Annotated in this window: 13 protein-coding genes; 7 read left to right on the top strand and 6 right to left on the bottom strand. The window is 57.8% G+C overall.

The window, feature by feature from the left end:
• Positions 1-5: 5 nt before the first annotated feature.
• The 3 genes from VVD49_RS19490 to bioF are packed head-to-tail and all read right to left on the bottom strand — an operon-like array spanning position 6 to position 2,648.
• Positions 6-758: a methyltransferase domain-containing protein gene (locus VVD49_RS19490; protein ID WP_327600899.1), complete on the bottom strand. Its 753-nt coding sequence runs from the start codon at positions 756-758 to the stop codon at positions 6-8.
• Positions 748-1,455: an alpha/beta fold hydrolase gene (locus tag VVD49_RS19485; RefSeq protein ID WP_327600898.1), complete on the bottom strand. Its 708-nt coding sequence runs from the start codon at positions 1,453-1,455 to the stop codon at positions 748-750. Before VVD49_RS19485 ends, VVD49_RS19490 begins: the two co-directional genes overlap by 11 nt.
• Positions 1,455-2,648 (bottom strand): 8-amino-7-oxononanoate synthase, encoded by a 1,194-nt coding sequence (bioF, locus tag VVD49_RS19480; protein ID WP_327600897.1) that lies wholly within the window; start codon positions 2,646-2,648, stop codon positions 1,455-1,457. Before bioF ends, VVD49_RS19485 begins: the two co-directional genes overlap by 1 nt.
• A gap of 306 nt (positions 2,649-2,954) precedes the next feature.
• On the opposite strand from bioF, the gene dctP reads away from it, so the two are divergent.
• Complete coding sequence (gene dctP / locus VVD49_RS19475; protein WP_416384915.1) at positions 2,955-3,974, top strand: TRAP transporter substrate-binding protein DctP; 1,020 nt, start codon at positions 2,955-2,957, stop codon at positions 3,972-3,974.
• A 43-nt stretch (positions 3,975-4,017) separates the two neighbouring features.
• Here dctP and VVD49_RS19470 read toward each other — a convergent pair whose 3' ends face one another.
• Together VVD49_RS19470 and VVD49_RS19465 are read right to left on the bottom strand one after the other, a co-directional pair.
• Positions 4,018-4,662 carry a VC0807 family protein gene (locus VVD49_RS19470; protein ID WP_327600895.1) on the bottom strand — a complete coding sequence of 215 codons (645 nt, stop codon included), beginning with the start codon at positions 4,660-4,662 and terminating at the stop codon, positions 4,018-4,020.
• A gap of 105 nt (positions 4,663-4,767) precedes the next feature.
• A complete protein-coding gene (locus VVD49_RS19465) occupies positions 4,768-5,094 on the bottom strand; it encodes a cupin domain-containing protein (RefSeq protein WP_327600894.1) in 327 nt (108 codons plus the stop codon).
• Positions 5,095-5,372: 278 nt separating this feature from the next.
• Here VVD49_RS19465 and VVD49_RS19460 point away from each other — a divergent pair, with 278 nt between their 5' ends.
• On the top strand, positions 5,373-7,019 hold the full coding sequence (locus VVD49_RS19460; RefSeq protein ID WP_327600893.1) for a hypothetical protein: 1,647 nt from the start codon (positions 5,373-5,375) through the stop codon (positions 7,017-7,019).
• 35 nt (positions 7,020-7,054) lie between these two features.
• Here the strand turns inward: VVD49_RS19460 and VVD49_RS19455 are convergent, their stop codons facing one another.
• Positions 7,055-8,320, bottom strand: coding sequence for a hypothetical protein (locus VVD49_RS19455; RefSeq protein ID WP_327600892.1), 1,266 nt, complete (start codon positions 8,318-8,320; stop codon positions 7,055-7,057).
• Between the two features lie 348 nt (positions 8,321-8,668).
• On the opposite strand from VVD49_RS19455, the gene VVD49_RS19450 reads away from it, so the two are divergent.
• The 5 genes from VVD49_RS19450 to VVD49_RS19430 all read left to right on the top strand — a co-directional run bounded on the left by VVD49_RS19450 (position 8,669) and on the right by VVD49_RS19430 (position 13,126).
• Positions 8,669-9,169 (top strand): YMGG-like glycine zipper-containing protein, encoded by a 501-nt coding sequence (locus VVD49_RS19450; protein ID WP_327600891.1) that lies wholly within the window; start codon positions 8,669-8,671, stop codon positions 9,167-9,169.
• Between the two features lie 148 nt (positions 9,170-9,317).
• Entirely contained in the window at positions 9,318-10,157 is an 840-nt protein-coding gene (locus VVD49_RS19445) for a hypothetical protein (RefSeq protein WP_327600890.1), read from the top strand.
• 424 nt (positions 10,158-10,581) lie between these two features.
• Complete coding sequence (locus VVD49_RS19440) at positions 10,582-10,893, top strand: response regulator transcription factor (RefSeq protein ID WP_327601100.1); 312 nt, start codon at positions 10,582-10,584, stop codon at positions 10,891-10,893.
• Between the two features lie 149 nt (positions 10,894-11,042).
• Entirely contained in the window at positions 11,043-11,894 is an 852-nt protein-coding gene (locus tag VVD49_RS19435) for a hypothetical protein (RefSeq protein WP_327600889.1), read from the top strand.
• 2 nt (positions 11,895-11,896) lie between these two features.
• Positions 11,897-13,126, top strand: a complete 1,230-nt coding sequence (locus VVD49_RS19430) for an alpha/beta hydrolase family protein (protein WP_327600888.1) — start codon at positions 11,897-11,899, stop codon at positions 13,124-13,126.

The raw sequence follows: 13,126 nt of genomic DNA, 5'->3' as shown, positions 1-13,126 counted from the left end.
CGTAATCAAGCCCGGCGTGCGCTCAGGAATACGGCTTCGTAAGTGATTGGCAGCCCGGCCGCCTTTCTCAGATGCTCGTAGTGGTTTTCGGCACGACGAAAGCGCTGGATGCCGAACAAACCGCGTGGGCGATGGATGTCCACCACATGCGCGCCAAGTGTCTTTATCTCGTGGAGCATGCCGCGGAAATCCCTGGCATGAGCAACAAAGGCCTTCGTGCTGACGTCGACATGATCGAAGCCTGCAGCAAGGAGCTGCGCTGCGTACCCGCTCGCCGTCGCGAAACGCCGAACATGTTCGACATCATCGGCCTGAGCGAACGCTTCACGCAGTTCCGCCAGAGTACCTGGCCCTAGCGTTGCGACCATCAGCTGGCCGCCCGGCTGCAACACGCGAGCCGCTTCACTGATGCTTTGACTCGCGTCCGTCCATTGCCAGGCAAGACTCGAGAAGTAGAGCGCCACACTGGCCCGCTGAAGCGGCAGGGCTTCAATGTCGCCACACACGCCATCACCGGAGCTTTGCAAGAGCATAGGCACAGCGTGATCGAGCGCGAGGCAGGATGTGCCAAGTTCGCTGAGTGCATCCTTGGCGTAGCCCGTACCGCTGCCTGCATCGAGCGCAAGACCGCTCGTCTTGGCGCAGCGTGCCAGCAAGTCGTCAGCAATGCGGCGCTGTACGTGTGCGACGCTGTTGTAGCGTGCCGCCGCGTCGCTGAAGGCGGTACGTACGGCGCGCTTGTGAAGATCAGCTTGCATGGATGAATTGACGAATGCGTGCAGCTACCGCGACGGGCTGCGAAAGGAAAGCGGCATGGCCAACATCGGGCATGATCATCGTCTCGCTACCGGACCAGCGCTGTGCGAGCCAGTGTGTGGCCGCCACGGGCATCAAAGCGTCCTGCTCGCCATGAATCAACAGACATCGCATGGACGCTGGCGGCAGGGCACCGCGTAAATCGCTTTGCTCGAGCAAACGCAAGCCATGGGCCAACGCACCATTGTGCTGTCTGACATCGGCGATGCTGGCCCGTAGCTGTGCGACCACGTTGGCGCGCTCCTTGTCTCCCAGCGCCTGCAGAGCGATGAAACGGTCAAGCGTGCGCGCCGGATTGTCGCGAAAGTTGTTGCGAAATGCAGTCGTCGTTTCGACATCGAGCGCGTGTGGCCAATCGGCACGTTTGACGAAGCTGGGCGTCGCAGCAAGCAAGACCAGGCGCGAAATGTGTTGTGGAGCACGCGCTGCTATTGCCATGGCCAGCATTGCTCCGAGTGACCAGCCAATCACGACTGCGCCGGCAGGAATCTCGTCGAGCTGACGTGCAGCCCAATCGTCAACAGAGCCTCCATCGGCGACCAACTGAGGGGCCAGCACATCCGGGCCAAGCTCGGCCAACAGCGGCGCCCAGACCGCGGGCGACAGGCCCCAGCCATGTAGCAGGACAATCGGAGCCATCAGCCAGGCCTCGCAGGTGCTGCGTCCAGTTCGCTGGCAAGTGAGCTCACGAGCTGATCGACCTGGGCCTGCGTGTGTGCAGCCGAAAGGGAGATCCGCAAGCGCGCGCTGCCAACGGGCACGGTGGGCGGACGGATTGCAGGCACCCAGATATCGCGTTCAAGCAAGGCCGCGGCGATGTTCACGGTATTGGTGTTATCGCCAATGACCACGGGCTGGATGGCTGTTCGCGATGGCAACAGGCACTGTGCATGCATCGCCATGCCTTCGCGGAAACGTGTGACGAGCCCGCGGAGGTGCTGCCTGCGATCATCTGCGTTCTCGATCAACTCCAGCGAGCTGAGCAACACATGCGCCAGCATCGGCGACATGGCGGTAGTGAAAATGTAGGCGCGTGATTTCTGCACCAGCCAGTCGATCAGCACCTGGCTGCCGGCGACGAAAGCACCTGAGACGCCTGCCGCCTTGCCGAGCGTGCCCATCAGGATGATGCGTTCGGAGCGCAAATTGGCCTCTGCCAGGCTGCCACGGCCTTGCGGGCCCAATACGCCGAAACCATGCGCATCGTCGATCAGCAACCAGGCGTCGTAGTGTTCGGCGAGTGCGAGTAATTCCGCGAGCGGGGCAATATCACCGTCCATGCTGAATACGGCGTCGCTGACGATGAGTTTGCGACGCGCCTGCGACGCGGCAAGCAATCTCGCGAGTGCCTGCATATCAGAGTGCGCATAGCGATGCATTGTTGCGCGCGAGAGCAGAGCGCCATCGACGAGCGAAGCATGATTGAGGCGATCGGCAAAAATCTCGTCGCCCCGCCCAAGCAATGCAGGCATGACCGCGATGTTGGCCATGTAACCCGTGGAGAAAACCAGCGATGCCTCGCAGCCAACAAAACGCGCCAGTTCAGTTTCCAGCGCCTCATGCACTGCGGAGTGGCCACTGACAAGGTGCGAGGCACCAGCCCCCACGCCCCAGCGCCGTGCGCCTTCCGCTGCAGCTTCAATCAAGCCGGGGTGATTGGCGAGACCGAGGTAATCGTTGCTCGCGAAGGCCAGCACGGATCTGCCGTTCAGGCTCACGACGGGTGCGCAAGGCGATTCCGCAAGCTTGCGACGGCGACGCAGCGAACCTGCATCAACATCAGCAAGAGCGTCGCGCAGGTTGTCCAGCAAATTGGATGAGGCGTTTGGCAAGGTAACTGAGGAAAACCGGGGAGGAAGTCATTGGCCACGCCGCGAAACTGCGTGTGGGCCACCGTCGGATCGGGATTTTATCCCGGATAGCGCGTAATCAATGCGCGACGTCGAACAGCGCGCAAAGGACCTGCACGCCGTGCCGCCGTATCTGCAACAAAGTCACAACAACGCGAGGCAGCTTGCCCGGACCGCCTTCTGCCGTCTCCAGGTCCCGGCTGTCGTTTCTGTCTGTGCTATGGTCGTGGACATTGTCATAAATGCGCGCGATGCATTCTTCGTATGCATGTTCAATCGGGAGTAACTATGGCTTGGACTGGGTTTGAGGCTCGTATGGTTCCGTCTGTGGCACAAGGCATGCGACGCATTGCCGCGATGGCTGTGGGGCTCGTGTTTTACAGCAGCGCCTTCGCTGCGACGACATTTGTCTCTGCGGACGTGCAAAAACCTGACCACCCGGTGGTCAAGGCTGTCGAACACATGTCCCAATTGCTTTCCAGTCGCTCGAATGGCGAGCTTTCCGTCCAGGTGAAAGCAAATGGCGAACTGGGTACCGAGCCTGAGGTGCTCGACAAGTTGCGCAAGGGTACGCTGGACATGGCGCGTGTGAGCCTGGGCGTGCTGGGCGATTCCGTGCCCTCCGCAAAGCTGATGAGCCTGCCTTATCTGTTTCGCTCACGCGAGCATTTGTGGTCTGTGCTGCACGGTGACTTTGGCGAGCGACTCGATGCGGAGGTGCAAAAGAGCGGGCTTGTCCTGATCATGTATCTGGACAGTGGCACACGTAACTTTTACGCCAGAAAAGCTATTCGTAACCGCGATGATTTCAAGGGGCTGAAATTCCGCGTGCAGCCTTCGGCGGTTTATAAAGACCTGATCTCCGAACTGGGCGGCACACCTGTCGTGCTGGCCTACGACAAAGTTGGCGAAGCGCTCAACAAGGGAGAGGTGGACGGCGCCGAGAACAACATCGTCTCGTTCGTCAGTGCCGAGCATTACAAGTACGCCAAGTTCCTCAGTCTCGACGAGCACTCGATGGTGCCTGACGTGTTGCTCATGTCGAAGAAAGCCTGGGCGCGCCTGAAACCACAGCAGCAGGATCTGCTCAAGGCGGCCAGCCTCGAAAGCGAGGAGTTCATGGCCAAGTTGTGGCAGGAAAAGGAGCGGGAAGCTCTGGCCTTTGCGCGCAAGAACGGCGTCACGGTGATCGGCAAATCACAGCTTGCCATGACCGGCATCGAGTCATTTGCAACCAAGCTCTATTCGCGCTATGTGCAGGATCCGAAGGATCTCGATACCGTGTTGCAGATTGTCAGCATGAAGTAACAACCAGCCGATCAAAAAAAAGCGCCTCTCACGGCGCTTTTTTTCAAGCCTCAGGGGCGGATTCGTTCTCTGGCTCTTCGAAGCGCTTGCGATACCAGAGCGTCCACAACAGCAGCATGCCGATAAGGCCATAACTGACAAAGGGCGAAAGCGCGAGGAAGCGTTCCGACGTCCAGTGCCAGGCGAGCCAACCCCGTAGCAAAGCCTCTGCGGTCAGCCCGAGGCCCCAGCCCCAGGTAATGCCACGCAACATGCGCTGCGATTCTGGCTCTTGCCACCATTCGTCAAACGCAGCACTGCCTGAGTCTTCTCCGGCCGCTTCCTGCCGCTGTGCCATGGCATGCGCAAGGTGATAAACCAGGGGTTTGGAGAAAGGGGCTGAGACGATGAACGCGATGCCGATCAAGCCCGAAATCAGCGATTCACGTACCAGAAGGAGCTTGGGGCTACCGCCAAGCAGCAGGGCAAAAATGGATAGCGCGATGCCAGCGAGAATCATCATGCTCAATGCATCGAGACGTTTGTGGCGGACCAGTTCAACGATGCTCCACAACAACGGTGGAAGGGCGGATGCGAGTAGCCCACCGAACTCCCCCCAGACCGGTTCTGCCAGCTTGTAAGCGAGCCAGGGCAGGGCAATATTGCAGCCAAGGTCTAGTGCGAGATGTATGTGCTTCCGGGTAATCATGAGTAAGAGCCAGCCGACACCGTGCGATGGAATGCAGCGTAACTGCGGAAAACAGACAAGAAAAAAGCCGGTTGCGAGAACCGGCTTTTTTCCATCCGTGGGCGCTTACTGCCCCAGGAAATCCTGACGTTGCGGCGTGAAGGTGTCGAGCAACACACCTTTCTTGGTGCATACGCAACCGTGCATGATTCCCGACTTCTTGTAGAGCGTGTCGCCAGCTTTGACCATCTTTGTTTCATCTCCGATGGTGAAGCGGAACTCACCGGACAGGACGTAGGTGAGTTGTTCGTGCGGGTGATTGTGCAGAGGGCCGATAGCACCTTCTTCGAAATGCACTTCCACCTGCATCAGGCTGCCATCGTGCGCCAGGATCTTGCGGCTTACACCGGCACCCAAGTCTTCAATCTTGCGTTCTTCGCTATACACAAACATGGTTCTGATACCTCGTACTTGTAGTCAGTTGATTTTACATGATGAGCAGGCATGAGCGCGAGACCGTTGCGTTTTTCAGAACGGCGCGCGAAAGCTTCATGCGCTGTAAATAAGTGTTTCGACATCACTGCTGATTGCGTTGCTCACTAATGAAAGAGCAGGACAGGACGTTAAATCCGTAGTGGAGTCAGCGCAGCAGGGCAGAGCACGAAGCATGCCGCGGTGTTAGAATCGCACTTTGTCTGACAATTTTAGTCACCATAAAATCAAGGGTTTATATGAGACAAGTACTCGACTATCTTTGCGGCTACGCGGATACCGTACTGAGCAAATATCGTGATCCGTACCATGGCACTCCCCTGTTCTTTGACGGCTGTGACAGCTTCACCGGTCGTCCGGTCACGTGGCGCAATGTAGACGGTACCGACTGGGAGCCTTCAAACATCGCCTCCCAGCAGAATCTGTTTCGTACCTTGGCTGGGCTGACTGCATTGACAGGCAAGGCCGACTACAAGCAGGCCGCAAAAAATGCGTTCAAATGGCATTTCGATCATGCCGATTCCAGCGGATTGCTGTGCTGGGGCGGTCACTCCTTCCTCGATTTGAAAACCCTGAAGTCCGTCGGGCCGGAGAACAAGAACCAGGTGCATGAACTCAAGCACCACTATCCGTTTTACGAACTGATGTACGAGACGGACGCAAAAGCCACGTCACGGCTCATCAAGGCTATCTGGAACAGCCACATTGCCGATTGGGACACTCTGGAGTTGTCCCGCCATGGCGAGTACGGCAAGCAATGGAATGAAGATGGTTTCTGGAGCAAGCCGCGTAATGAAAATCTGGAGATCTTGCGTGAAGCAAAGGGACTATCTTTCGTGAATGTCGGCAATGACCTGATCTATGCTGCAAGCATTTCCTATCTGAAAGAGGGTGATGAGGGCGCGCTGGACTGGGCAGAGTTCCTTGCCAATCAGTACGTACGCACTCGCCACCCGGACACAGGCCTCGGTTGCTACCAGTTCAATCGACCGGTAAAGCGGGAAGAGGCGCCGACCGATGAAAACCACCCCCAGTTCACTTTCTCGTTCTATGGCGATCGCGCCCAGCGTCAATTCGGCCCCGAATACGGCCCCGTCGCGATGGAAGCCTGGGTGCTGTTCAAGATGGACGAAGAGGCCCTGAACGGCCCTGAAGGCATCTACGGTGACAGTTCCCTCGCGCAAGTCAGCATGGCGCGCCAGTTGGGTGAGCGTGGCAAGAAGATGCTGGACTGGACTGTCTCAGGGCTGGAGGCATGGGCGAAATATGCCTACGTGCCGGAAACCAACGAAATCAAGCCAATGTTTGCGGATGGCAAGGACCTCACAGGACACGCATTCCAGCGCCTCGGCTTCTACGGCAAGAAAGGCATGGTTTTCACGCGTAAGCAAATTTCGCCGATCGTCTTCCTGTCCTACGCGACGGCGTGGGCTGCGACAAAGCGCGAATCCTTGTGGCCAACCGTAGCCGCCATGGCACGCAATTTCGGACTGGGCAACTGGAATCCGAACGATCCGAAGACGCCTTCGATCAACCTCGAGACGCGGGCCAACGATGCGGAGCTGTTGTTCGGCGTACTCGAGATCGCAAATGCGACTGGTGTGGAAGCCTACCTTGATTTGGCGAAGGCAATGGGCCAGAGCATCTTCCATCAACGCGCACATCGCGGCCTGTTCTTGCCGAGCGAAAAGCATATCTACGCGCGTTTCGATGATCCGGAACCCTTGGCGCTCGCATCATTGATTGCAACCATTGACGGAAAGGCGGACCAGATCCCCGCGTTCCGCAGCCAGGGTGGTTACATTCATGGCGACGCGCTGATGCCGGAGATCGGCAAGAAGAACATCACCGATCTGAAGGCCATTTACCCGCAGACGCGCCCTTGAGGTTGTGAGGGCTTGCTGATGTGACGTGCCGGGGGTTAGCTGAACAGCAGCCACCCGGCCACTGCGAGCAAGAGCACGAACATCAGTCCGATCATGAACCATGTAGGCGCTGCGAGGAATTCAGTTTTCCTCGCAGCGCTTTTTGTTTCAACAGGCAGGTCTTCATGCTCGGAGACGAGGACCGTTTCTTCACTCGCGCTTGGTGCTACAGCGGGCTTCGGCTTTGGGGGCAGGGTAAAAGTCTTCTTCGTGATGGTCGATTCGCCCATGGATGGCTGTTTGGGCGGCAGTGACAGGGCGTGGCCGCAGCGACGACAGTAGACGCGCTTGGGCTGGTTATCGCCGCAGGTCGGGCACTGCACCATCTCCTCGCTGGCAGGCGGCGCAGCAGGAATCGGGGTGCGCGGAGCCGGAGTAGGTTGAGGAGCACGAGAGTCGATTCCTGTATCGGGCGACGAGTACTCTTCGACCATCTCATTGTTTGCGAGCAGAGTTCTTTCTGCATCAAAACTACCCGCCTCATCCTGCTTGTTGCCAGCAAGTGGTGGCCTGTCGTTCGAGCGCACGATGATGGTTGGCGCCGAGGCTGCTGACTGCCGCGGCGATACGATCATCGTCGGCTCCGACGCCGCGCTGCGGCGAGGCGGTACGATCAGTGTTGGCGCGGAAGAATCGTCATCCGGTTGCGAACGTCTGGGGGGCACGACCAGCGTGGGGGCAGACGCATCATCACTTGCCACAGGCTGCCTGCTAGCCGAACCGCGTGTGACAACGATAGTGGGTTCTGATGAACTGTTCGTCGCCCGGAGAGCAGGTGCAGCGATCGTCGGTTGCATCGAACTCATGTGCTTTTGCGAAACCGCTATCGTCGGCTGCGACCACCTTTCAGGTGGCGGTGGAGGATCTCCTGCCACATCGGCAATCTGGGTTTTCATCGGATCGAACACCGGCTCATCACGTGAGGTCACGCGTTGAGGCTCCGATCTGGAAACGGGCGGTGTGGCGGCGATCGAAATCTCGCCAATCGGGTCGTGCGCGACAGGTTCAATCGACGGAGCAGGGGGCTTGGCCACTTCAGGCTCGATCGCGACCTGCATGCCGATACGTTGCAGCTCGGCGGCGTAGCGTTGGGCGGCATCGTCAGCCAGACTTTTCTTCAGGATCGCGCGTTTTCCCGAGAAGAGGCGATCAACTTGTTCTGGTGTTGCCTTGAGACGACGTGCAGCACTTGCCTTGACCGCGGCTAGCTCAAAACCTTCGAGCAATTGCCCTTTGAAGACGATCTGAAACTGCGACGACATGTATCCCCCGGGTGCGCCTGAATATTCTGGTTTCGGATGGTGCTTCTGGATAATCAGATGTCACGCAGGGATTGTCAAATGTACTGCCTTGTTGGGCGGCGTAGATGCGCTGGACGGGAAGCCACGCGCCAATTCTGCAGCCAGGTTTGATCTGCTTTTGTTCTCGTTCAGGTGGCAGTCAGCTATACCAAAGCTGTGGGCTGGTGCTATCACGATAGACGACCCTGTTTGCTAGCCAGCCCGCCAACGCCCATATGTACCGGCATGGGTACGTTCAAGTTTGCGATATTCTGCGATCAGCTGCCGATCCACGAAAGCTTCGCTGTCGTCCACCAAGGAGTATGCAATATGACCAAAGTTTCTTTTGCCGTATCACTAAGTGCTGCCGTAGTGATGATGGGTGTGTTGGGCGCGGCTCAGGCCCAGACCGCTACCGTGCAAAAACCGGTTATCTATCCTGCCAAGGGGCAGAGCGCAGCCCAACAAAGTACCGATGACGGCGAATGCTACGCATGGGCGAAGAAAGACACGGGGATTGATCCTGCCGTTGTGGCCACTGCGGCGCCAGCCCAGCCAGCGCCAGAGCACGGCGGGCAACGTGCACGCGGTGCAGTGCGTGGGGCTGCTGCAGGAGCAGTTGTGGGTGAAATCGCGAATGATGATGCGGGCCATGGTGCCGCGGTGGGGGCCGCCGCAGGTGTAGTAGCCGGAGGCGCGAGAAAACGCCAGGAGCGTCGCGCAGGCGCAGCACAAGCACAGCAATCACAAGCGCAACAACAGCAAGCAATGACGACGTACTACCGCGCTTATGGAGCATGCATGCAAGGGCGGGGCTACTCACTCAAGTAGAGTGTCGTGAAGGGCTTCGCTGCTGCTGCCGCAATGAAATTGAAATTCTCATCGGGAATGATGTAAGGATTTCGGTCTGCCGAATTGCGCAGCAGCAGAAAAAATGTAACGCTCCCGCACGAGCGCATATTCACTCAGGGAGTTTTTAATGACGAAGTTCGTACTTGCTGCAACGCTTGCTGGTTCGCTATGCATGACATCGCTGCCCGCCGCAGCGCAAGCTGCCACAAGCGGCGGTCCTACGTATTCCATCACCCCGTACCTGTGGCTGCCGAATGTAAACGGCAAGCTTAAATACGACCTGCCATCCAACCCGGGCGGCTCGTCTTCCTCGGACGTGGACGTCGGCCCCAACTCCTATCTGTCAAACCTCACCATGCTGGTCATGCTCGCTGGTGAGATCCGCTATGAAGATTGGCTACTTGCCTCAGATTTGGTGAATCTGGATTTCTCCTCCGAGAAAAGTCACGTGAGTGCGGCCGAGTTCGGTGGCCGGCGAATTTCGATCGACACGTCTTCGAACGTTCAAACGCAGACCAAGTTGCGCGGGACTGTATGGTCTCTGGTTGGCGGACGTACCGTAGTGAAGAAAGAGCTCGGAACGCTCGACGCTTTTGGCGGCTTCCGCTATGGCGGAATCAAGGCATCGAGCGACTGGCAATTGTCAGCTGCCATCAATGGGCCGAGAACGGGCGAATCCTTTGCCGCATCGGGCAATGTTTCCGAAAGCGTTACCCTGTGGGACGCCATCGTCGGGGTGAAAGGTCGCCTGAAGCTCGCCGAGCGTTGGAGCATTCCGTACTACGTCGATGCAGGCACCGGTTCGTCGAACCTGACCTGGCAAGCTATGCTGGGCGTGGCCTATGGCTTCAAATGGGGTGAGTTGGGGCTCACATATCGACATCTGTCCTACGATCAGGGCGAAGACAAGCTCCTGCAGAATTTCCGTTTTAGTGGACCTGCCTTGAGCGGAACTTTCCGGTTCTAAGGCAGGAAGTGGCGCCATGGTTGTTGGGTTTGTCGTGGCCCCTTGTCAGGGCGTCCCGCGGTTCGGATAAGGAGTCAGAAAATTCGCCGGTGCGAGGCTCCTGCTGATTCGTGCAGTCACCATGAACCCCGCAGTGAGCGAGCTACAAGCGGGGGCGTCGTGAGAGTCCTCGCCAGACTGAAGTAGTGCTGGTGGCATCGATACACCCATCGCGCGTCGCTGGCTGCAGCTGCGAACTCCACAGATATTCAACCCGGATGATCCGTGGCCTGGCGTCTCTCCGGAATGGCTCACACACTTCAGAAATAGTCAGCTCGGCTACACCATCACCCATGCCCTCGTCGACGAGGTTGAATGCCTTGGAAGCTATTTCGGCTTCCACCGCCTGCCAAGCCCCGCGGGGGAGCATGAGTCCCGATTGCTGGTGCAGATCGTTCCCATCCTGCACGTCGTCTTTCTGCGTGTCATGGCGCACTACGAGCACAACATCGGCCAAGACGACATGCCACTCATCCTCAATGGCATACAGCTCACTGCCCGCGAGAGCGACATTGCGCGGCTTGTGGCGCGTGGAAAATCCAATAGCGATATTGCACAGCTGCTCAATCTCAGTGAAAGCACAGTCAAGAAGCACGTCAGCAAGGTGCTCGACAAGGCTGGCTGCGCTAGCCGTGCGGGCATCGCCGTAACGGTGGAAAACATGATGCGTCCGGCGCATGGCACGAAGGTTCTATGAAGCGTGTCACCACGAGCGAAGTATCGCAACAGTCATCGGCGACGACCATGGTACGAAAGTTCCATTTGTAAAAAGAGGTCTCGCCATTACGCTTGCACAGAAGCGAATCGAACCGTAGCCAGAGTGCTGCCTGATTGATTGAGAGAGAAATGACCAACGTAATGATGAAGTCAGTGGGGGGCTGGGCGCGGCCGCTCCTGCTATCCGTTGCCTTGAGCGCGTGTGCCGCAATTGCCAACCCAGCCCAAGACCGAATACAGGCGGGCAAGGCGCTGTTTGACGAGAAATGCAGGACCGTGGCGGGGCAGAAGATCTATCGCACGGTCGAGGATGTCGAGGGGATTGTGTTGCTGAAGCTGCGGCCTCGCGCGACGGAGAGCAATCTTGCTGATCCGATGTGGCCGGGGGCTGCGTTTGCCAAAGAGCGAGATGGAGAGGGCTACATCACTTCGTTTTTGTCCTACGAGCATTCGAGTTCGCCGGACAGGAAGCCTGTTGCGCCAAACGACCGGGGTTACATCACAACCGATTTTCAGCCGGGCAATCCGTCCAATATCGCTGGTTATCGATACGTAGATGTGGCGGATGAGCGTGACGTAGGCAAGCGGTGGCGGTATTCGGGTTTGGAACGGATGACTCCGACGGTTAATCACATCTCCATGGGAGGAGACGGCCAGACTTATATGGTCAAGCGTTACGTATTGGACAAAGCGCCAGCGCCTTCTGAATCGCCGCGCTATGGCGTGACCTTCGAAGACCACGTTGACTACGCGGAGAGAGGGCTGGGACTAGCCAGCAGCACTGTCAAGGTGATTGATCTCAAAACACAGGAGGTGCTGGGGGAATTCACACGGTATGCGTGGACCCCAGCAAGCCCGAATCCCTTGAATCCTACACCTTGGTTGTCCGCATATAACTGTGGAGACCAATTTACATCGGCCGCAAGCACAAAAACACGCTTGTTTGTGGATCAGATTCTCAAACCTCTTCAGGACCGCTAACTGTGAATACGCTTTCTATTGCGGAGACCCTTAAGTACGCCAATCTGCAAATGGCTGCGGAGGCTTTGTATGACTCCGATGCGACCGTGCCCGGGGTGGTACTGATGCCAGGCAAGCCCTTTGCAGGCTCAATAGACCCTAAAGTGCTCATGACGGGCAACGAACACACGTCAAAATTCACCGAAGTTGGTGCGAAAGAATTCTCTGATTTGTGGGAAGTCGTCGAGCACAAATCCAATACGACCACAGGATTCTCCGGCACGCTCTTTAGGAACAGAGTGACTGGGGATTTAGTAATGTCCATCCGCTCGACGGAGTTCATCGATGATGTCGTTCGCGACAACGAAGCGACGAATGCGATGGAACTCAAGGCCACGAGCTGGGCACTCGGACAGCTCTCCGACATGGAAGCTTGGTACCAGCATCTGCGTAGAGATCTGGGGCTTGGGAACCAGAAAATCGACATCACCGGCTACAGCCTTGGTGGCTACGTCGCGGCTGAGTTCAACCTCTTGCATCAGGATGAGGTTGTGGCTGGCAAGATCGGTAAGGTGGTCACCTTCAACGGCGCGGGTGTTGGTTCGATCGATGGTTTGGCCAGCCTGAAGGGGGCCGCCGGTCAGCAGAAGGTGAAGGACATGCTGACCTGGTTCACCGCGAGGCGTAGCAACGACGCCGATCTCGGAGCCGGAACGCTCAACCTGTTCAATACTGATACGGGCAAGGCCGCGTATGCGAGCCTGAGGGCGGCTGAGCGCCAGCTGGCGCCAGAGGCGACTTCGGCGCAAATGGGAAGCGCGCTCAACGCAGCGGTCGATGCGTACTTCGCCTCGCCGCCTGATTCGGGCATGAGCCAGGCTTGGCAAGACGACAGAACCCTGCTGCAGACGGCTGTTGCACGAGCAGTGCATCTGCGAGCCTACAGGGAGGAGGTGGGCAAACTCAGCTCTGGTCTTGCCGCACCACTCGATACGCCAGCGAAAATTCCCGACGCAAGCATTGAGCAGGAGCGCATCAATTACCAGCTCGCTGTCGTCGCAACCTCGAACCAGTTCCACCTGGCGCCCCGTGGTTTCTGGCAGCAAGCATTCCAGCTCGTCTTGCAGGGTACCGTGCAGCTGGAGCCAGCGGCCATTAACGATAATCTTTATTATGTAAAGTTAATAATCAGAATCAGGTCTGGAGAAATCAATCGGAGCGCACTTCTCAGGTGCGCTCCGATCGACGCTTAG

The sequence above is a fragment of the Uliginosibacterium silvisoli genome (genome assembly GCF_036017035.1).
Lineage (GTDB): Bacteria > Pseudomonadota > Gammaproteobacteria > Burkholderiales > Rhodocyclaceae > Viridibacterium > Viridibacterium silvisoli.
Note: the sequence above shows the minus strand (reverse complement) of the source record. Positions and strands in the feature narration are given on the sequence as shown.

What these genes read in the sequence shown, in the direction of transcription:
- VVD49_RS19490 (WP_327600899.1), bottom strand. Translation starts at nt 758, where the DNA reads ATGCAAGCTGATCTTCACAAGCGCGCCGTACGTACCGCCTTCAGCGAC.
- VVD49_RS19485 (WP_327600898.1), bottom strand. Translation starts at nt 1,455, where the DNA reads ATGGCTCCGATTGTCCTGCTACATGGCTGGGGCCTGTCGCCCGCGGTC.
- dctP (WP_416384915.1), top strand. Translation starts at nt 2,955, where the DNA reads ATGGCTTGGACTGGGTTTGAGGCTCGTATGGTTCCGTCTGTGGCACAA.
- VVD49_RS19470 (WP_327600895.1), bottom strand. Translation starts at nt 4,662, where the DNA reads ATGATTACCCGGAAGCACATACATCTCGCACTAGACCTTGGCTGCAAT.
- VVD49_RS19465 (WP_327600894.1), bottom strand. Translation starts at nt 5,094, where the DNA reads ATGTTTGTGTATAGCGAAGAACGCAAGATTGAAGACTTGGGTGCCGGT.
- VVD49_RS19460 (WP_327600893.1), top strand. Translation starts at nt 5,373, where the DNA reads ATGAGACAAGTACTCGACTATCTTTGCGGCTACGCGGATACCGTACTG.
- VVD49_RS19455 (WP_327600892.1), bottom strand. Translation starts at nt 8,320, where the DNA reads ATGTCGTCGCAGTTTCAGATCGTCTTCAAAGGGCAATTGCTCGAAGGT.
- VVD49_RS19450 (WP_327600891.1), top strand. Translation starts at nt 8,669, where the DNA reads ATGACCAAAGTTTCTTTTGCCGTATCACTAAGTGCTGCCGTAGTGATG.
- VVD49_RS19445 (WP_327600890.1), top strand. Translation starts at nt 9,318, where the DNA reads ATGACGAAGTTCGTACTTGCTGCAACGCTTGCTGGTTCGCTATGCATG.
- VVD49_RS19435 (WP_327600889.1), top strand. Translation starts at nt 11,043, where the DNA reads ATGACCAACGTAATGATGAAGTCAGTGGGGGGCTGGGCGCGGCCGCTC.